The following is an 18,611-nucleotide window of genomic DNA, read 5'->3' on the forward strand; positions in this document are numbered from 1 at the left end:
TGATCCTGTCAGACGCCATTCGGTTGTCGTATGGCGTTATTTCCTTGAAATTCCAAGGCGAGCCGTCCTATTTACGCGGCTTGCGGCGCGGGTGGCCGGGCTCGACGTCAGGCCACTCAGTTTTGAATAGTTCTAAACTAGCTTCTAAGAAGACGCTCGCCCTGCGTCAAGGCCAGAGGAAGACACGTTCCGGGCGCCGCGCATTCGTATACCCAAGTGGAGTATTTCATGCCTGAGGTCATTTTCACCGGTCCGGCCGGCCGCCTGGAGGGACGCTACCAGCCCTCCAAGGAAAAGAGCGCGCCGATTGCCATTGTGCTGCACCCGCATCCGCAATTCGGCGGCACGATGAACAACAAGATCGTCTACGACCTCTTCTACATGTTCCAGAAGCGGGATTTCACCACGCTGCGCTTCAATTTCCGCGGCATCGGCCGCAGTCAGGGCGAGTTCGACCACGGCACCGGCGAATTGTCTGACGCGGCGGCGGCACTCGACTGGGTCCAGTCGCTGCATCCGGAATTCCAAGAGCTGCTGGGTCGCCGGCTATTCCTTCGGCTCGTGGATCGGCATGCAGCTCTTGATGCGCCGACCCGAGATCGAAGGCTTCATCTCGATCGCCCCGCAGCCCAACACCTATGACTTCTCGTTCCTGGCCCCCTGCCCGTCATCGGGCCTGATCATCCATGGCGATGCCGACAAGGTGGCGCCGCCGAAGGATGTGCAGGGCCTGGTCGACAAGCTGCATACGCAAAAGGGCATCACCATCACGCAGAAGACCTTGCCCGGCGCCAACCACTTTTTCGCCAACGACGCCGATCTTTTGATCGAGGAATGCGCCGACTATCTCGATCGCCGGCTGGCGGGCGAATTGTCCGATCCGCGGCCGAAGCGGCTGAGATAAGCAGGGAAAGGCGGTAGCGCCGATGTACGAGCCTCCCCATTTCCAGGAAACCCGACCCGATGTCCTGCACGGACTGATCCGGTCGCATCCGCTCGGCATGCTGATCTCGAACGGCCCCGATGGGCCGGTCGCCGACGCCATTCCGTTCCTGCTCGACGCCGGGGCGTCACTGAGCGGCAAGCTGCGCGCCCACCTGGCCAGGGCCAACCCGCACTGGAAACTTATCGCGGAAAACCCGTCATCACCGGTACTGGTCGTCTTCCAGGGCACCGACGCCTATGTGACGCCGTCCTGGTACGAGACCAAGCGCGAGACCGGCAAGGTGGTGCCGACCTGGAACTATGCCATCGTGCAGGTGCGCGGCACCGCCAAGGTTATCGACGACCAGGACTGGCTGGCGCAGCAGATCGCCGACCTGACCATATCGCAGGAAGGCCCTCGCGAGGCCCCCTGGGCGGTGACCGACGCGCCGCCGCCCTTCATCCAGTCGCAGATCAAGGGCATCATCGGGCTGGAAATCGAAATCAGCGAGATCCATGGCAAGTGGAAGGTCAGCCAGAACCGTCCCGTCGCCGACCGCGTCGGCGTCGCGCAAGGTCTCGAAAGCGAAGTCGCCAACGCATCCGACATGGCTCGCCTGGTACGGTCCTACGGCGGCCTGGACAGCAATTAATCAGGCTTCGACCTATCTCTCCGGAGCAATCAGCCGGAACGACGCTTTTCGGACCGGCAATCCTGACGGCGTCGGACGGAAGATGAAGCCGAGCCGGGCAAAGACCAGTCCGCAGGCGAGCGCAAAGGCGCAGCCAAGGCCGAAGCCGGCAACGGTGTCGCTGGGATAATGGGCGCCGACGAAAACCCTGGTCGAGGCGAAACAGGCGGTGATCGCCAGGGCGATATACCAACGCCTCGGGAACAAAAGCAGGAGAACGCCGAAGACCGCCCCCATCGTCGTGGCATGGCCTGAGGGGAAACCGGCGAAGCGTGCGTCAAAGGCGAAGGGATGCAGGGCGAGCACGCCAAAATCCTGGAAGTAGAGCGGGCGGGCCCGGCCGATCGCATATTTCAGGACATTGACCAGCAGGCCGGACAGGCCGACGGAACTCAGCACCAGGAAAGCCAGGCAGGTCCAGTTGTAGGCCAGCATCAGCGATCGCCGTGAAAGGCTGCGCCAATCGGTCAGGTTGGCCGCGACGAGCAAAAGCGCCGACGGGATCAGATACCAGCCCCCGAGAGCGAATTGGGTCAAGAATTCGGCAAGCCTCGCCCCCGACCATTGGCCGTGAACCATCCCAGCCGGTGTGTCGAGGCGAACGAATGCCGCCCCGGTCAGTAACACCCAAACCACGAGCCAAACCGGCCATGCGATGTTGGGGTAACGTGCGGGACGAACGGCAAAACGCCTTCTGACGATCTGCAAGGTGTCGCGAAAATTGTCCATGGACCGGCGGCCAGCCGCAAGAAGCGTGGCGAAAACGGAAGGGCGCGGTTTCACGAGCATTGGGAGTTCGACCCCATTGTTGCCGTCATGGGCATCGACGAGCCGTCATGGAGCCACACGATAGAGGCCGAGCGACAGTTTGTCTCCCGACGAATAGTTGAGGCCGTCGATCTCGGCGACGCGGTTCACCGATTTGCCGCGCACCGACAGCATGCCGTTCAGTTTCTGCTCGTCCCCGATCGGCGCCAGCCCCAACGCGCAAGCCGGATCGGCAAGCAGATGTTCCGCCACGCCGCCGACATCGGTCAGCACCGTCTTGGTGCCGACCAGGAACACCAGGCTCGGTTCCTGATACCGCGCCGAAGCCAGCAACGTCGTGTCGCAAGGCTTGTTGGCAAGCACTGCCTGCTTGATCGCCGGGCTCAGCCAGATCGGCTTCAGCGACGGGGCGATGACGCCGAACAGCAAGGCGTAGGTGATGCCGGCACAGGCGGCGGTGGCGCCGATGCGGGGCAGCGGCACCTGCAACTGCCGCGAAAAAGCGAAGTAGCCCGTGCCGAGTGCGGCGGCAGCCGCCGGAATGCTCCACCAGGAGAAGGTGTGGGTGATGTAGATCGGCGCGCCGATGCAGACCGCCGCCAGGCCGAGGCTGACCACGACCAGACCGAAGGCGGTCGACCACCACAGCCATTGCTGCCAGCGCTTCAGCGGGGCATTGGCATCTTCCGGCTGCAATGTCAGCAGCCAGCCGATCAGCAGCGCCATGCCGGGATAGGCCGGCAGGACATAGTGCGGCAGCTTGGTCGGGATCAGCTCGAACACCAACCAGAACGGGATATACCAGGCGAGGCAAAAGCGCAGCCTGACATCGTCGCGCAACCGGTTGAGGGCCTGAAGGCCAGCGCCGACCGCGATCAAGCCAAACGGCCACATGAACAGCGAATAGGTCAGCATGTAGAAGCCGGGCGGCAGGCCGTGTGATTCCTCGCCCGAGGCGACCTTGCCGAGCATGTCCTTGCCGACGGCCTGCTGCAGGAAAGCACCATGGCTTTTCCAGGTGATGGCGGCGAGCCAGGGCAGCGCGATCACCACGACAAGCAACAGGCCACGTCCGACCCTGAGTTTCGACAGCCAGCGCCCGTCGCGCTCGAAGGCGAACAGCGCCGCGATGGTCAGCGCCGACAAAAGCGGCGCGATCGGCCCTTTGATCAGGATGGCCGCGCCTTGCGCGATCCAGAAAATCCACCAGAGATGGCCGGCGACCGGCTCGCTGCGGCGGGATGCCAGGTAAATCTGCGCCAGCGCGCCTTGGGCCGCCACGCAGCAGGCCAGCAGCATCGCATCGGTCTTGGCGTCGCGGCCCTCGAAGGCCGTGGCGAAGATGGCGGCCATCACGAGGCCGGCGGCGATGCCGGCATTGGCGCCGAAAAGATTGGTTCCCGTCCAGGCGATCGCCAGCACCGCAATGGCAATGCCGAGTGCCGAGATCGTGCGGTAGACCCAGATCGGGGCTTCGGCGCCCTTACCGCTCAGCGTCACGGCGGCGGATTGCAGCCAGTAGATACCGACCGGCTTCTGGTACCGTGACGCGTCCTGAAAGCGGATGTCGACATAGTCGCCGCTCTCCGCCATCTGCTTGGTCGCCTGGACAAAGCGCGACTCGTCACGGTCGATCGGCGGCAGGGATGCCAGCCCCGAAAGCGTCATCACCAGGCTGAACAGGAAGAGAAGGATGTAGTTCCTGTTCAACGCCATGCTTGAGCCTCTCTGATCATGTCTTGACGGGCAGCTCAATCGACCTTGGTCATCGCCGCCGCCTTGCGCTCATTGGCGATCAGCCAGAGATTTCTGACATAGATGAACATGCCCATGGCCTGGCCGGCGATGAACACCGGATCCTGACGCACGATGGCATAGATCAGCAGCAGGCCGCCGCCGAACAGGGAAAAGAACCAGAAGGCGACGGGCACGACGCTGCGCTTGGCCTTTTCAGATGCCAGCCACTGCACGACGAAACGCATGGTGAAGAAGAATTGGGCGATGAACCCCAGCAGGATCCACGCGTCGAATTGCTTGACAAAAACCTGGTGAAGCCAGGTTCCCAATTCCTGAAGCACGTTAACCACGCTTGATTTCCTCTACTTTTGGCATTCTGCGGCGCCTGCGGCGCAGCCACCAGACACCGCCGAGATCGAGCGCGCCCTGCAGGCCGCGGTCGAAAATGCCGTAGTTCGACTTGCCGTGGCGGCGCGAGCGGTCGACGACGTCGCAATGCACGACGCGATAGCCTTCCTGAATGACCAGGGCCGGGACGAAACGATGCGTGCCGTCGAAGAACGGCAATTTGCGCAGGACATCGGTGTGGACGGCCTTCAGGCCGCAGCCGGTGTCGCGCGTCTCATCATGCAGGATGGCGTTTCTCAGCCAGTTGGCGAAGCGCGACGCCAATTGCTTGACCTTGCTGTCGCGGCGCTTGAGGCGCTGCCCCTGGGCAGCGCCGAAATCTGGCCCGGCCTGCCGCAAGGCATCGACCAGCACCGGAATGTATTGCGGATCGTTCTGGCCATCGCCGTCGATCGTGGCGATGATGCTGCCGCGCGCCGCCCAAGCGCCCGAGCGCACCGAAAGGCTCTGTCCGGCGGATTTCTGGTGCCGCAATTCCCGCACCGGGAACGGGCGAAGTGCCGTCTGCTCGGCCAGCACCGCAGCGGTCTCGTCGGTCGAGCCGTCATTGACGATGATCAGTTCGAAGTCGCGCCCGGCCATCGCCGCCTCGATCTCGTCGATCAGCAGCGGCAGGTTTGCCGCCTCGTTCCTGCAAGGAATGACGATGGATATCAATGCGTCCGGCATGTCGCGTCGGGGCTCTGTCGTCGGATATGGCATTAATGGATGCCGTGCGGTGCCGCTCGAGGTCGTGGGCTGCAAGAACCTTTGGCGCGGCGCCTCATTACGCCAGCCGAAACGATGAAGCAAGCATTCGTGCCGGACGGCTCGTCGCACCGTTTCGACAACGGGTGATCGTCAGGACATCTTGCGATCCTTCGCATGGCAATCCGCCGCAAAAACCGGATTCCACTTTTCGCTGATCGCGAACACTTGGTTGGGGCGCGATCCGCCGCAAAACCGGATTCCACTTTTGCTGATCGCGCTTGGATGCTAAACGCGCCCGTTCACACATGCCCGGCCGGACCGGGCGGACGCTTTCGGGAAACAAAATATGCCTGCCTTCAAATCCGATTTCCTGCGCACGATGAGCGAGCGCGGCTTCATCCACCAGATTTCGGATGAAACCGGCCTCGACCAGCTTTTCGCCAAGGAAACGGTCACCGCCTATGTCGGCTACGACGCCACCGCCACCAGCCTGCATATCGGCAATTTGATCTCGGCGACCATGCTTTACTGGCTGCAGGAGACCGGACACCGGCCGATCGCGCTGATGGGCGGCGGCACGTCGATGATCGGCGACCCGTCTTTCCGCGACGACCAGCGCAGCCTTTTGACGCCTGAGGCGATCGCCACCAACATCGAAGGCATAAAGCGCATCTTCGGCCGCATCCTGCGGTTCGGCGACGGCCCGAGCGACGCCATCATGGTCAACAATGCCGACTGGTTGATGAAGCTCAACTATGTCGAGTTCCTGCGCGATGTCGGCCGGCATTTTTCGGTCAATCGCATGCTGACCTTCGACAGCGTCAAGCTGCGGCTCGACCGCGAGCAGTCGCTGTCGTTCCTCGAATTCAACTACATGATCCTGCAGGGCTACGATTTCGTCGAACTCGCCCGGCGCCAGAACTGCCGCCTGCAGATGGGCGGGTCGGACCAGTGGGGCAACATCATCAATGGCGTCGATCTCGGCCATCGCATGGGCACGCCGCAGCTTTACGCCCTGACCACGCCGCTGCTCACGACATCGTCCGGCGCCAAGATGGGCAAATCGGCAAAGGGTGCGGTGTGGCTCAACGGCGACCTCTTCTCGCCCTATGATTTCTGGCAGTACTGGCGCAACACCGAGGACGCCGACGTCGAGCGCTTCCTGAAGATATTCACCCGCCTGCCCCTCGATGAGATCGCGCGGCTGGCCGCACTCGGTGGCTCCGAGATCAACGAGGCCAAGAAGATCCTGGCCACGGAGACGACGGCGATCGTCCACGGTCGAGACGCGGCAAACCAGGCCGAGGAAACCGCGCGAAAAACCTTCGAGGAAGGCGCGCTCGCCGAAACATTGCCGACCGTCGAGGCCAATAAGGCCGTGCTGGAGGCCGGCGTCGGCATCCTGTCGCTGCTGGTCACGGCCGGGCTGGCAGCGTCCAATGGCGAGGCACGGCGGCACATCCAGGGCGGTGCGGTGCGCATCAACGACCAGTCTGTCAGCGACGACCGCCGCATGGTCACGCTTCAGGATTTGAGTCCGGAAAACGTCGTAAAGCTTTCACTGGGCAAGAAAAAAGACGTTTTAGTGCGGCCGGCCTGATCATCCCCGGCGCCGCATTCAGATCACCACCCACTGCGGTAACTTTCAAGATTTCGCCCTCGCTGCAAGGCAGCTATCAACGCAGGTGTCGTGGCGTGACAAGGGTTCCGGCACCGGCTGTGGGGAGGTTACGCCGCCGGCACTTCCTACATCCCCCCGCCGCAGCCGTCGGAAAGGTCCCACACATCCACGATCTGCTTGCCGTCAAAACCATGCTCGTGGATCAGATATTTCGCCAGTCCACCATATGTCTTCCAGCGCCAGCATTGGCAGCAGCATGGTCCTTTCTCCTCGGAATTGGCCATCGCGTAGTCATAGGCCTTCTGCTCGTCGTCGCTGAGTTTCTCATCATAGTAAGGGATCATCTTCTGTGCGACGCCAGCCGGAATGTCGTACGGATCGCTCGGGATCATCTGGATGGCGCGGTACTTGGTCAGGCCGTTCACCTGCTCGACATAGCGTTTCATTTCCATCGGGCTGCAACATGAGCCCGTGATCCGCGACACAGCCGGCATGGTCGCGATCGACTCCGTGAATTTGGCCGAGCAGGTGCTGTTGCCGTTCTGGCTGAGATCCTTGAACCGCTTGGCCAATTCCAGATCGTCGGCGGCGATTGCCAAATCGGCTCGCGTTAGAAAGCCCGCAACCATAGCGACGCCAAACACGCCAAGAACAATGGTGCGCCGGTTTGGGGTGCTGGTCATTTGCCGGCCCTTGCTTGCCTGATCAATTTCTTCATCGTCTCAAGATCGGTCGCACCCGGAAAAATCTGATCGCCAACGACGAAGCCCGGCGTTCCCGTGATCTTCAGCGCCTGCGCCAACTCCGTGTTGCGATCGATCAATGCCTGGATGTCGGGCTGCTGCATATCGCTCTTCATCCGCTCGACATCGAGCCCAGCCTCACCGGCAATCCTGAGCACTATCGCTTCTGTCACTCTTGTGCGAGCCCCATAAAGCGCCTTGTGGAATTCCTGATATTTGCCCTGGCGTTCGGCCGCCAGCGCTGCCTTGGCCGCGAACAGGGAGTCCGGGCCGAGGATGGGGAATTCCTTGTAGACGATTTTGAGCTGGGGATCGTCAGCCACGGCCTGATCCATGATCGGCGCCATCACCCGGCAATAGGGGCAATTATAGTCGAAGAATTCGACTAGCGTGACATTGCCGTCAGGATTGCCGCCGATAGGGCTCTGCCTGTCGCGGAAGACGTCGTCAGCGCGCGCCTTGAGCACCTGCTTCGCCTGGGCTGCCTCTGCTTCGCGCTGGCGCTCGTCCAAGCTTTGCAACGCCTGCACGAGAACCTCCGGATGCGCCAAGATGTAGTCGTGTATCCTAAGGTCGAGCTGGTCCTGGGACATTTCGCCGGCCGCGAACGCCGCCCCTCGAGCGCCCTGAAAGCTCGGATTGAGCAGGAGCCATCCGGTCAGTCCGGCAAGCAGGAGCATGTGAGCCAGCCTGCCACACCGATGCGCTTGTCTGGTGATCATAGGTGTTTCTCCTTGTAAGGGGTCATTGTCCGGCAGGTTGCGCCGTCGCACCGATCCCCAACACCTGGGCATCCACCTCGATTGCGCCGGCTTTCTCGAACGTCAGGGTGAGCGGTACGGTCTCACCCTCCTTGAGTTGGTGATTCAGCCCAAGCAGCATCATGTGGATGCCGCCAGGCTTGAAGACGACCGGGACGCCGGGATGTAACTCGATAGCCAAAAGCCGGGTCATCTTGGCCACACCATTGTCAACGGCCATGGTGTGAAACTGAATTTTTTCGGCGACTGGACTTGTCACGTTCAGCAAACGATCCTCGTCAGGCCCGTGGTTTGTCACCGTAAGATAGCCTCCGCCGGTGACCGCCATCTTGGGCGTTGCCCGCGCCCAAGCCTTTTCGACCACGATCTGGCTCGACGCGGCGACGGCATCGCCGACGCTCAACAGGCCAAGGGCCAGCACGACAGCTGCGTAAATGGTCCTCACTGTTTCACTCCTTCGTTCAACGATCGGCGATCAAATGGAACACTTTGGCAGCAGCGTGCATCGCCTGCGCTGATCGGTCCTACCAAGTTAGAAGCCGCCAGCCTTGCAGCCGTCGGCTCGTCGTCAGTCGGAACTCCGAGATCGGTTGCTGATTGCTGCCTGCCGGACGATCCGCCTGCTATCCGGTTCATGCACAGGCCAAGCGCGCACATAGCAAGGCAGGGCAGCAGGCTGAGCAGCACCGGCGCGATGCCGGCGGCGACCAGCCATGACCATTTGAAGGCAAGGCCAGCGGCAACGATGACCGCGCCAGCCGCGATCAGGCCACGCCGACCCCGGAGATAGGGGCGAACACCCGGGAGAAAATCGCGGCGCGACGAAGTCTCGCTGGCCTGGGTCAATTCAGTGGTGCTCATGTCATTTCCTTTCTCATTTTGTGGCGATACGGCCGCGGATGAAGTCGACCATGTCGGGTGCATCCCATTCGGCCGGGCCGATCAGTCGGCCGATTTCCTTGCCGTCACGATTGATCAACAGGTCGTCGGCAGGCCAACCGCGCCGAGCGCGAAGATGGCCTTGGCCGAAATGTCGATGTTCAGGGCAAGGTGTGTAATGCCGATATCGGCATAGAATTTCTTCACGGCGTCCGGGCCTTTTTGGTCCATGGACAACGCGACGACCTCGAAGTCCGGCCCACCGAGCTTGGCCTGCAGCCGGTCGAGCGTCGGCATCTCCTTGCGGCAAGGCGCGCACCACGTCGCCCAGATGTTGAGCAACACAACCTTGCCGGAATAGTCGGCGAGCGTTTTCGGCTGGCCGGCGGCATCCACAAAGCTGATCGCCGGCACCACTGAAGGCGCTTCCAGAACGGCAAGGTTCTGCGGCGCCTCCGCCGCCCTGGCGGGCAGCGGAATCGCCAGCAGCACGCCGATCATGGCGATGGCCTGTTTGCTTTTGTTCACGGTGCTTACTCCGTAGCGTAGACGGTCGGCGCCTTGCCGTCCTTGGTGAAGGCGTAGATCGTCCAGGTCTCGCTTTTTCGCCGCCCATGCCGGGCGCGCCCGCCGGCATGCCGGCCAGCGTGATGCCGGCAATGGCGGGACGTTCCGTGAGCAGCTTCTTGACGATGTCGACCGGCACCAGGCCATCGACGACATAGCCGTCGACCATCAGCGTGTGGCAGCCTTCGAGGTCGGCGGGCACGCCGGCATCGCTGCTGATCTGCGACAGATTGTTGACCGGCTTGATATCGACCTTGAAGCCGTTGTGCTCCAGATAGTTGGCATAGGATTCACAGCAGCTGCATTGCGGGTTCTTGTACATCACCGCATTGATGGTCGCCGCGAATGCGGGCATCGGTGTTGCGATGAGCAGCGAGAGGGCGGCGAGGCGATAGGTCAGCTTCATTTGCAGTTCTCCTTTGATGGTGTGGTTCAAACTCATTTCACGCGGAACACGGTCATCAGGCCGGCCATCTGGTGGTCGGCGACATGGCAGTGCAGCATCCAGTCGCCCGGATTGTCGGCGACAAAGGCGCATTCGATCACATCCTTGGGGGGCATCAGCACCGTGTCCTGCCACTGCCGGTGCGGCACCGGCGCGCCGTTGCGAGAGAGCACCGACAGGCTGAAGCCATGGACATGCATGGGGTGCCACCAGGCGGTTTCGTTGCGCATGGTGAGATGGCAAGAGGCGCCCCGTTCAAGCGTGAACTGCGGCGCCATGCCGGCATGGCCGTCGCCGGTCATCGACATGCCGTTGATCGCCCAGGCGGCGCCACCGTTCATGCCCGGCATCCCCGTGCCCATCATGCCACCGACGCCAGCGAGCTTGCCGCCGCCCATCATGCCGCCTTGCAGCATGATCTCCTGGCGCACGGCGTTCGCCAGGTCCGGCTCGGGCAACGGATTGTGCGGCAGGCCGACAGACGCATCGAGTGGATGCGCACGGAGCGGAGACACCTTGTCATAGGCAAGGTTGGTCAGCGTATAGGCAAGCCCGTCATAAAAGTCGTCGATTACGGCATGCCTGCTGCCGGGGTCGCCCTGCATGTCGAACACGATGTCGATGCGCATCGCCGGCGCTAGCAGCAGACGGCCGTTCTCCGGTTCATGCGGGTCACAGGGCTGGCCATCGATGGCGACGACGACCGGCCGGTGACCTTCAAAGCGCAGTGCCATCATGCGGGCAAGCGCGGCATTGGCGAGCCGCAGCCTGACACGCTCGCCGGCCCTTACCCCGAGGTCGGCCGGCACCGCGCCGTTGATGGTGACGCTGTTGCCGACGCGGCCGGACATCGACGCATCCATCGTGCTGCCGAAGCCGCCGGCAATCTGCCCGTTGGCGGCGAGCCGCCAGTCCTGCAGCAGCCATAAAAGATCACGATCGACGAGAACAGGCTCTGCTTCGTCGATAATGAGCGGTCCAGCGAGACCGCGGCCGAGCTGCACCAAGCTGTCCGTGTGGGGGTGATACCAGAAGGTCCCAGCGTCGGGAGGCGTGAATTCATAGACGAAGGTCTCGCCCGGCTTGATGGGTGGCTGGGTCAGGCCTGGGACGCCGTCCATGGCGTTAGGCAGGCGGATGCCGTGCCAATGGACGGTCGTGTCCTCCTCGAGTCCGTTCTCGACTGTGAAGCGAACAGGCTCACCTTGCCGCAAGCGCAGCGTCGGACCGGGAACGGCGCCGTTGTAGGCCCAGACAGCAGTTGATGGGCCGTCGCCGCCACCGAGCCGCGTCCGGCCGGGTGCGATCTTGATTGAGCGTTCGTCGACGGCGGAGGCGCGTGCGGGACGCAGCGAAGTGGACACGGCAAGCCCTGCCCCCGCGACGAGAAAGCCTCGGCGCGAAATGTGGTATTTGAAATCGTCATTCACCCTTCTAGCCCTTTGCGATCTCGATCGATGGCGGCCATGCCGGCATCGACCTGGATTGGCATGAGCGCCCACGGCGCAACGATGCGCGCGCAAGCGATCAGGCGCCGGGAATCAGCCTTGTCTGGGCTGAAACGGCGTCAGGCGCTGGGTCTGGGAGGGTAAGGATCGGGCAGAGAACTTCGCCCGTGCAGGAACGGGGCGGGCAAGGCCGATGGCTGCTGCACCGAGGGAGCCGGCGTCACCCTGAAATCCTGCGGCAGCACGGCAAGCGCTGGCGCTATGCAGATCGGCGCACACTGCATCGGGCCGCCTTTATCGCCCGTGTCCTTGAGGCAGGCATTGCAATCGCCCTTCATGGGTGTCTCGGCCATCTTGCCCATGCCCGTATCGGCTGGCACCATCATTGCACCCGCCATACGGACTGACATGATGCTGGCCTGGGCAGTGGACAGGGTGAAATCCGCAGTCAGGAAGACCGCGAGCAGCACGACCAAAAGATGTTTTGGCGAAAGCCGAGCCATAGCCCACTCAGGCTGACGGCAAAGCATGGCTTTTGCAAGTCCCAAGCCCGTGATGGGCCGATGGTGCGACATCAAGGCCGGAACCTGGCGCGGGTTTTGGCGACACACGGCGGGCTTCATCGATATTCGAAGATCGACCTGAATATGCCCGGTGCGATCACCGACAGCGGGTTGACGTCGAGCACCGGCTTGTTGGCATTGCCCCTGAGACGGTAGGTGACGCCGATCAGGCCGCGGTCGCGGCCATTGCCGAGCAAGGCGCCGACGATGGGCAGTTCGCCGAAGATGCGGTTGAGGCCATAGACCGGCATGAAGGTGCCGGTCATGTCCATATTGTTGTTCTGGTCGTAGAGAATGCCCTGGAACGTCGTGCCGATGCGCGGACCGCGCAGCACGCCATTGGCCAGCTTCAGATAGCCGCTGCCTTTCTCGATCTCGGCATAGCCGCGCTCGAACTTCACCCGCGACGTGTCGAGATTGCCCTTGACCGCCTGGTTGAGGCTGCGGTTGTCGCCGGCCGGCGTGGTCGAGACGATAGAGGCGAGTTTCGGTTCGTTGACGATGAAGAAGTTGCTGGTGTCGACCTTGCCCTTCATCGGCCCGTCGCTGGTTCCTGACAAGGCCAGCGTGATCGCGCCGCCTTCCATGTGCTCGTAGACGTTCAAGAACCTCAATATGGCGCCGGCGTCCGCGGACTGCACGTTGAGCGAGCGCTGGCCACCGCCGGTGGTGTTGCTGATGGTGATGGCCGCGCCCGAACTTGCCGTGGCACTGACCTTCAGTCCGTTCACCCTGGAACCGGCAGCGCTGTAATCGAGCTTCAGGTTGGACAGTTGCTCGTCGTGGAAGCCGGTAAGCTGCTCGACATCGGCGCTGACGGAAATGTTGTCTGTTCCGGTCGTCTTGGTTGCGGTGTCCACATCGGACGTGAACTGCTTGATGAGCGAGCGGGCGTCGAGTGCGTTGCCATTGATGTCGACCGCATAGCCCTTGCCCGACCGCTTCACCGAAATCGCGACATCGTCACCCCGGTTCAAGGTGACCTTGCTGAACTTCGCCGACGATAGGGCGCCGTTGACCAGCACGACGCTGCCGTCGATGGAGAATGTCTTTCCGTCGAGGTTGAAATCGGACAGCGTCGTGGTGTCGCCGGCCTTGGTCATGACGAAGGTGACGTTGGCTGGAACCCCTGCCCCCTTGCTCCAGCCGGCCCAGGGAATGTCCAGCCTGGCGTTGGTCAGGTCGGCCGAGACGTTCTGATTGCCGCTGCCGCTCTTGTCGATCGCGACCTTCACCGTTCCGCCCAGCAGCGGCGTCAGGCCGGGCATGGCGGCGGCACGGATCTTGTCGTCGAGCACCAGCGCCACCTTGCGGCTGCGCGGCGGCCCATCATCGACCAGCGGTTCGACGAGGTCGAGTTCAGCCGGAATGCCGTTCAGCGATGCCTTGGCGGAAATCACTGCCTTTTCGGGATCGACCGTGATCGAGCCGTCGGCATCGGCCACGGTCTGGCCATCGAATGGCTTGGCCAGCGACAGGCCGGTGTAGTCGAGCGACACCAGCCAGTCGAGTTTCGAGGTGTCGACGCCGGACTGCAAGGGAATGTCGGCCCTGACATGGCCGGTAACGTTGCCGGACAAATCCTCCGGCAGGAAGCCGACATGGCGCATGGCATTGATCGGTTCGTAGGAGGCGAGTTCGGCGACAGCCGGCGCCTCCCCCTCGACGTCGATGTCGAGTGCGCCGATGACCGGCGGGTGGTTAGCCGCCTTGACGCTCAGTGTGCCGTTGCTGGCCGCCACGGTGCGGCCGCTGGGCATGAAGACGGTGCCCGAGGAGAGCGAAACATCGACGTCATTGCCGTGGAAGGCGACGACGCCGACTGCGTCGCGTATCGGCGGAATGCGGCCGGCGGTGTCAAAACGCGACCCTTCGATCTGAAAGCGGCCGAACACCTCGTCGGCCGACAGCGGCACGCCGTTGCCGAGGCGGTCGGGCACGACCTGGAATTGGAGATTGGCGTCGACGACGCGGCCGCCGAACAGATTGTTCAGCACCCAGAGTCGTGCATTGCGTGCCGAAAACCACGGCCACAGCTGCTTGACGTCCGAGACCGGCATGTCATGGACGTTGAGCGCCAGATTGATGCCGGGAGCCTTGCCGTCAACGAACGTAACGGCCGCGGTGCCGAGCACCTCGCCGGGAGCGTCGGAGCGAACCGCGATCTGTTCGGCCACCAATTTGTGGCTCTTGGTCTGATAGACGCCGGCAATGCGGGCGAGGAAGGTCAGCGCGGGCTCGGGTGACTCCGATGGCGCCAGGGTCGAACCGTCGCTGGTCAGGTCGTAACGATAGGAGGGTTCCTCGCCCGCCGCCCCGGTCGCGGGCTTTGGCCCTATCGACCCGCCGAAATTGAAAGAAGACCGGCCGGTTTTCAGCAGTAGCTTGTCCACCTGGATCTTGTTGCTGCCATCGACAAGCGTGGCATCGACATCGACGTCGGCCGGGAGCAGCCCGCGGGGACCAAGATCGAGCACGGAACCTGTCGACGACAGGGCGGCCGTCAACCGTGATGCAATGGTGCCGGCTCCTTCCGATCCTGTCAGTTTCAGCGCGACGGCCCCCAACTTCCCGGCGTCGGCCGTGGTGGTCTCGGCAGCCACCAGATCGATGCTTGCATTCAGCGCCGTCACCCGGTGCGCCGCGATATCGCGGGTAGCGGAAGCGGCAACGGTGACCTTTCTGCCATCGACATCGGCCTCGGAGGAAAACTCCATGCCGCCAGGCCCCGACTGTACGACGGTGGCGTCGGCGATCTTGACCCGTTTGATCGCCCCGGTGTCGGGCAGTACGAATTCGACACTGCTGAGTTCGATCCGGCGCAGCGAATCTTCCCGCACGGCGTCCAGCGCGCGATGGATGTTGCCGAACACCGCGGCGGACAGTTTTTCCGGATCGACGAGGCCGTCCTCATTGCGCAATTGCGCTGTCCAGTCGCCACCGGACGGCATTGCCGCCACAACGATATGGGCATCCGAGATCCTGGCGCTGGTCAGCCGCACCTCTCCCCAAAGCAGCGGTATCAGGCGCATGCCGAAGCGCACGCGGCCGGCATCCGCCATCGGCTTGTCATCTGATGTCTTCAGGCTGACGTCGCTCACCTGAAGCGCGACGAAGCTCGAACTGTCGAGCGTGATGCGCGCCGGCCCGACCGCGACATGGACATCGACGCCGGCGAGCTTCTCGATGGCGGTTTCCGCTTCCGCCCGAAGCCGCTCGGAGCCGATGCCGGACGCCCCGACCAGGTAGACAACGACCGCGGCCAGCAGGACAAGCGCGACCATGCCGGCAAATACGCGCGAAAGCATGCGGAAGCCGCGGCCGATCGACGCCTGACCGAGCGGTGGAACGCGGCACGCGGACGGCAAGGTCCCCAGGTCGGTGATCTCGTCACGCCTGAACCTGATCTTCTCGTGCTGCGGTTGCTCCTGATCCACGCAAATCTTCCGTTGTACAAATTCGCTCGTGGACGAATCCCCGGTCGACACTATATCGGTGTGGCTTCGCGCGTAACCTCAAACAAGGGCATCGATATGGCTGACCTCGACGTGGGCGATCTCGCACCGCAGTTCGACCTGCCCCGGGATGGGGGCGGGTCGCTAAGCCTCTCGTCCTCGTCCGGCAAACCCGTCGTCCTCTATTTCTATCCGCAGGACGACACGACGAGTTGTACGCAAGAGGCAATCAGCTTTTCACAGCTGAAACCCGAATTCGAGAAGGCCGGCGCCGTCGTGATCGGTCTGTCCCCCGACAACGTCAAGAAGCACGACAAGTTCAAATCCAAGTACAATCTCACCATCGACCTCGCCGCCGACGAGGAGCGCAAGGTAATCGAGGCCTACCATCTGTGGGTCGAGAAATCGATGTATGGCCGTAAATACATGGGCGTCGAGCGGGCGACGTTCCTGATCGGCCGTGACGGGCGGATCGCTGGGATTTGGCGCAAGGTCCGGGTCAAGGGTCATGCGGAAGAGGTGCTGGAGGCCGTTCGCGCGCTTTGAGCGTCGCGAAGAGCCACACGAGCCGTCCTACTCGTCGGGTGCTTCTGCCCTCGGCTTCGGCCGCCGCTGCGCCCGCCAGGATTTGGCAACATGGCTCACACGATCGGCCAGCGCGGCGAGATGACCGCGCAGGCCACGCGCGCCGATCATCGACGACAGCGTGACCGATTGGGTGGCGAAGCGCCGCTTGAAATCCTCGCCGCCGCAGAGAAAATCAACTTTGGCGAGGCCACGGTCGAGCGACCACTGGATATAGTCCATCATCAGCACCATGCCCGGCGAGGCGCGCTCGTATTCGGGATCATAGGTGGTGACGAAAGCCATCATCGTGCCGTGCTGCTCGAAATTGATCGAGACGGCGACGATCGTGTCGTCAAGTTCCAGCACGAAGATGCGCAACAGCCCGAGCTCGGCCAGCACCGAAATAAGCGCGGTGAGAACGGGCGAGCCCTTGTCGAACAGGTCTGAAACGCGGCCATGCCTGACGAGCCAGAGGCGCTTCAGCGCCGCGACCCGTGCGAGCACCGGCTCGCGCGGGTCGTCAGCATCGAGCAGGCGGAAACGCAATGCACCGCCTTCCTCCATGAACTTGCGGCCACGACGGTAATTCTGCCGGGCCTTCTTGGACAGCGTCTCGAACCATTCCGCCCCACTCTGCCAGGGACCAGCGACACGGTAGCTGATTTCAGCGCGGTGGTTGGGCCGAAGCGCCGTGCCATGGCGCGAGGCCGGGTCCAGAAGGGCATGAACACCGGCATCCGGCAGCAGACGGTTGAGATAGCTGAGGTCGAAGCCGCCCTGGTCAAAAATATACTGCCAGAGGCGGGAGATCGCCTGCGGATCGCTGTCGGGCGCAACCAGCGCATCGCCATAGTCGCTGTGATCCTTCGCCGCCCATTCGAGTATGCGGATGCCGGAGCGCTTGAAGGTAGCGAGCGCAATCACACCCTCGAGCCTGTCGCCGTTCCAGGCAAGCCCGATCCTGAGCGTGCGCCGTTCCTGATGCGGCGTGGTGCGCCACCAGGCCGCGATCCAGCCCGGGTGCTGAAAGACAAGCCCGCCGGCTCGCTGCCAGAGCGCGCTCCAGGCCGGGGCGATCTCGGCCAGGCGCGCCGCCGATGTCACGACTTCGAAGGTGCGTGTGCGCGGGATCGCGAGCACGAAGGGAGCGTTCATGGCCGTGTCCCTTCCGATGATCGCGAAATCCGTGGCTTTCCAGGCCGGATGCGCCTGGCAATATGCCCCCACATCCGCTTCAGCGGCATGACATAGAGGCCGGCCAGCGACTGGTAGTCGCGCACGTCGCGGTCGACCAGACCGAACTTGAAGTCCTCGTCGGGCCTCGGCACGCACAATGTTCCGAAGAGCCGGTCCCAGAACGAGAACAGCAGACCGAAATTCTTGTCGTAGTGGCGCGGATCGGTGCTGTGATGCAGCTGGTGCCAATGCGGACACAGGATCAAATTGCTGAGCGGGCCGAACGAGATCTTGAAATGCGTGTGCCTGACGAAATCCATCATCAGGATGTTGCGCATGACATAGACGTTGACGCCGAAGACGGTCAGTTCAACAAGGTTCAGCGAAATCAGCGACCAGATGCCGAAGCAGATGCCCACGACGACGCCGTCCCAGGCCCGGTTCATCAGTTCGTCGAGCGGGTGGACCCGGTCCTTGGTGATCCCGACCATCACCTCGGCCGAGTGATGCACCTTGTGCAATTCCCAAAGCACGGGATAGCGATGCTGGGCAACGTGATAGAGATAGTAGGAAATGTCGTAGGCGAGCAGCATGGTGACGGTGAAGATCAGCACCGTCACCGGCCCTGCCGGTCCCTCGATCAGCGGCGGCTGGAACTGGAAGAGTGTCGAAAACAGCCAGTTGGTGCCGTAGCCCACCGCCGAGACGAAGACAATTCCAGCGGGCAGCATGAGGAAGGGCATCAGCGCCTTCTTCGTCACCCAGAACATCAGGTCGGCCTTCGCCGAGGGATGGGTGATGACCTCATGCGGGATGACGAACTCGAAGAACTCCTTCCAGCTCTTCTTTTCGACCGTGCGCCAATAGGCCACGAGCGCGCTGACAAGGGCCGTCAGCAACAAGAGCCCGGTCGCCAGCAGACTGGTGCCCGACAGCTTGTCGAGGATCTTGCTAACCAGATCGCTCAGCATCCCTTGGACCGCCATCTTCGATAAAATCCCAAACCCCATCGCGCTTTTACTCGAAAACCGTCAAGTAAATGCAATTGAAGACAGTTAAGGAACTCTGGACCTCCGCGAGCGACAGGCCGTATGGCGGGCAGCAGATTGGTGCTCTTCGCCAATGACTTAGCGGCATGAAGGCCGCTCCCCTGGCGGTTTCATGCAA

17 protein-coding genes and 2 pseudogenes are annotated in these 18,611 nt (G+C 62.6%); 4 read left to right on the top strand and 15 right to left on the bottom strand.

All coding sequences use genetic code 11. The features are described from left to right. Window positions 1–228: 228 nt before the first annotated feature. Both AC0V7N_RS26005 and AC0V7N_RS26010 read left to right on the top strand, forming a co-directional pair. Window positions 229–904 (top strand): annotated as a pseudogene (locus AC0V7N_RS26005) (alpha/beta hydrolase). A 22-nt stretch (window positions 905–926) separates the two neighbouring features. Continuing rightward, entirely contained in the window at window positions 927–1,577 is a 651-nt protein-coding gene (locus AC0V7N_RS26010) for an FMN-binding negative transcriptional regulator (protein ID WP_475451113.1), read from the top strand. Between the two features lie 12 nt (window positions 1,578–1,589). Here AC0V7N_RS26010 and AC0V7N_RS26015 read toward each other — a convergent pair whose 3' ends face one another. The 4 genes from AC0V7N_RS26015 to AC0V7N_RS26030 all read right to left on the bottom strand — a co-directional run bounded on the left by AC0V7N_RS26015 (window position 1,590) and on the right by AC0V7N_RS26030 (window position 5,198). Continuing rightward, window positions 1,590–2,153 carry a phosphatase PAP2 family protein gene (locus AC0V7N_RS26015; protein ID WP_475451114.1) on the bottom strand — a complete coding sequence of 188 codons (564 nt, stop codon included), beginning with the start codon at window positions 2,151–2,153 and terminating at the stop codon, window positions 1,590–1,592. A gap of 297 nt (window positions 2,154–2,450) precedes the next feature. Beyond that, complete coding sequence (locus AC0V7N_RS26020; RefSeq protein ID WP_475451115.1) at window positions 2,451–4,100, bottom strand: ArnT family glycosyltransferase; 1,650 nt, start codon at window positions 4,098–4,100, stop codon at window positions 2,451–2,453. Between the two features lie 35 nt (window positions 4,101–4,135). After that, the gene (locus AC0V7N_RS26025; protein WP_027028626.1) at window positions 4,136–4,471 is read right to left on the bottom strand and encodes a lipid-A-disaccharide synthase N-terminal domain-containing protein; all 336 of its coding nucleotides are present in this window, start codon (window positions 4,469–4,471) and stop codon (window positions 4,136–4,138) included. After that, complete coding sequence (locus AC0V7N_RS26030; RefSeq protein ID WP_475451116.1) at window positions 4,464–5,198, bottom strand: glycosyltransferase family 2 protein; 735 nt, start codon at window positions 5,196–5,198, stop codon at window positions 4,464–4,466. The genes AC0V7N_RS26025 and AC0V7N_RS26030 overlap by 8 nt, the downstream gene beginning before the upstream one ends. Before the next feature lie 367 nt (window positions 5,199–5,565). On the opposite strand from AC0V7N_RS26030, the gene tyrS reads away from it, so the two are divergent. Next, on the top strand, window positions 5,566–6,819 hold the full coding sequence (tyrS, locus tag AC0V7N_RS26035) for a tyrosine--tRNA ligase (RefSeq protein ID WP_496627362.1): 1,254 nt from the start codon (window positions 5,566–5,568) through the stop codon (window positions 6,817–6,819). A 146-nt stretch (window positions 6,820–6,965) separates the two neighbouring features. Here tyrS and AC0V7N_RS26040 read toward each other — a convergent pair whose 3' ends face one another. The 9 genes and pseudogenes from AC0V7N_RS26040 to AC0V7N_RS26080 all read right to left on the bottom strand — a co-directional run bounded on the left by AC0V7N_RS26040 (window position 6,966) and on the right by AC0V7N_RS26080 (window position 15,683). After that, window positions 6,966–7,523, bottom strand: coding sequence for a hypothetical protein (locus AC0V7N_RS26040; protein WP_496627363.1), 558 nt, complete (start codon window positions 7,521–7,523; stop codon window positions 6,966–6,968). After that, the gene (locus AC0V7N_RS26045) at window positions 7,520–8,305 is read right to left on the bottom strand and encodes a DsbA family protein (protein WP_475451119.1); all 786 of its coding nucleotides are present in this window, start codon (window positions 8,303–8,305) and stop codon (window positions 7,520–7,522) included. Before AC0V7N_RS26045 ends, AC0V7N_RS26040 begins: the two co-directional genes overlap by 4 nt. 22 nt (window positions 8,306–8,327) lie before the next feature. Further along, the gene (locus AC0V7N_RS26050; protein WP_496627364.1) at window positions 8,328–8,789 is read right to left on the bottom strand and encodes a copper chaperone PCu(A)C domain-containing protein; all 462 of its coding nucleotides are present in this window, start codon (window positions 8,787–8,789) and stop codon (window positions 8,328–8,330) included. Further along, on the bottom strand, window positions 8,786–9,190 hold the full coding sequence (locus AC0V7N_RS26055) for a hypothetical protein (protein WP_475451121.1): 405 nt from the start codon (window positions 9,188–9,190) through the stop codon (window positions 8,786–8,788). The genes AC0V7N_RS26050 and AC0V7N_RS26055 overlap by 4 nt, the downstream gene beginning before the upstream one ends. Before the next feature lie 129 nt (window positions 9,191–9,319). Further along, window positions 9,320–9,751, bottom strand: coding sequence for a redoxin family protein (locus AC0V7N_RS26060; protein WP_496627365.1), 432 nt, complete (start codon window positions 9,749–9,751; stop codon window positions 9,320–9,322). A gap of 5 nt (window positions 9,752–9,756) precedes the next feature. Then, a pseudogene (locus AC0V7N_RS26065) lies at window positions 9,757–10,196 on the bottom strand (DUF411 domain-containing protein). 32 nt (window positions 10,197–10,228) lie between these two features. Continuing rightward, entirely contained in the window at window positions 10,229–11,665 is a 1,437-nt protein-coding gene (locus tag AC0V7N_RS26070; RefSeq protein ID WP_475451124.1) for a multicopper oxidase family protein, read from the bottom strand. Between the two features lie 137 nt (window positions 11,666–11,802). Next, the gene (locus tag AC0V7N_RS26075; protein WP_475451125.1) at window positions 11,803–12,306 is read right to left on the bottom strand and encodes a hypothetical protein; all 504 of its coding nucleotides are present in this window, start codon (window positions 12,304–12,306) and stop codon (window positions 11,803–11,805) included. Next, window positions 12,303–15,683: a hypothetical protein gene (locus AC0V7N_RS26080; protein ID WP_475451126.1), complete on the bottom strand. Its 3,381-nt coding sequence runs from the start codon at window positions 15,681–15,683 to the stop codon at window positions 12,303–12,305. The genes AC0V7N_RS26075 and AC0V7N_RS26080 overlap by 4 nt, the downstream gene beginning before the upstream one ends. A 96-nt stretch (window positions 15,684–15,779) precedes the next feature. Between AC0V7N_RS26080 and AC0V7N_RS26085 the strand changes: the two genes are divergently transcribed. Then, window positions 15,780–16,247, top strand: coding sequence for a peroxiredoxin (locus AC0V7N_RS26085; RefSeq protein WP_475451127.1), 468 nt, complete (start codon window positions 15,780–15,782; stop codon window positions 16,245–16,247). Window positions 16,248–16,274: 27 nt separating this feature from the next. Here the strand turns inward: AC0V7N_RS26085 and AC0V7N_RS26090 are convergent, their stop codons facing one another. After that, a complete protein-coding gene (locus tag AC0V7N_RS26090; protein ID WP_475451128.1) occupies window positions 16,275–17,423 on the bottom strand; it encodes a GNAT family N-acetyltransferase in 1,149 nt (382 codons plus the stop codon). Further along, window positions 17,420–18,415: a sterol desaturase family protein gene (locus AC0V7N_RS26095; RefSeq protein WP_475460497.1), complete on the bottom strand. Its 996-nt coding sequence runs from the start codon at window positions 18,413–18,415 to the stop codon at window positions 17,420–17,422. Before AC0V7N_RS26095 ends, AC0V7N_RS26090 begins: the two co-directional genes overlap by 4 nt. Between the last annotated feature and the right edge of the window lie 196 nt (window positions 18,416–18,611).

The sequence above is a fragment of the Mesorhizobium kamtschaticum genome (assembly GCF_056174585.1).

Coding starts and splice junctions, on each gene's coding strand:
- AC0V7N_RS26085 (WP_475451127.1), top strand. CDS start 15,780: ATGGCTGACCTCGACGTGGGCGATCTCGCACCGCAGTTCGACCTGCCC.
- AC0V7N_RS26075 (WP_475451125.1), bottom strand. CDS start 12,306: ATGAAGCCCGCCGTGTGTCGCCAAAACCCGCGCCAGGTTCCGGCCTTG.
- AC0V7N_RS26010 (WP_475451113.1), top strand. CDS start 927: ATGTACGAGCCTCCCCATTTCCAGGAAACCCGACCCGATGTCCTGCAC.
- AC0V7N_RS26045 (WP_475451119.1), bottom strand. CDS start 8,305: ATGATCACCAGACAAGCGCATCGGTGTGGCAGGCTGGCTCACATGCTC.
- AC0V7N_RS26040 (WP_496627363.1), bottom strand. CDS start 7,523: ATGACCAGCACCCCAAACCGGCGCACCATTGTTCTTGGCGTGTTTGGC.
- AC0V7N_RS26020 (WP_475451115.1), bottom strand. CDS start 4,100: ATGGCGTTGAACAGGAACTACATCCTTCTCTTCCTGTTCAGCCTGGTG.
- tyrS (WP_496627362.1), top strand. CDS start 5,566: ATGCCTGCCTTCAAATCCGATTTCCTGCGCACGATGAGCGAGCGCGGC.
- AC0V7N_RS26090 (WP_475451128.1), bottom strand. CDS start 17,423: ATGAACGCTCCCTTCGTGCTCGCGATCCCGCGCACACGCACCTTCGAA.
- AC0V7N_RS26095 (WP_475460497.1), bottom strand. CDS start 18,415: ATGCTGAGCGATCTGGTTAGCAAGATCCTCGACAAGCTGTCGGGCACC.
- AC0V7N_RS26030 (WP_475451116.1), bottom strand. CDS start 5,198: ATGCCGGACGCATTGATATCCATCGTCATTCCTTGCAGGAACGAGGCG.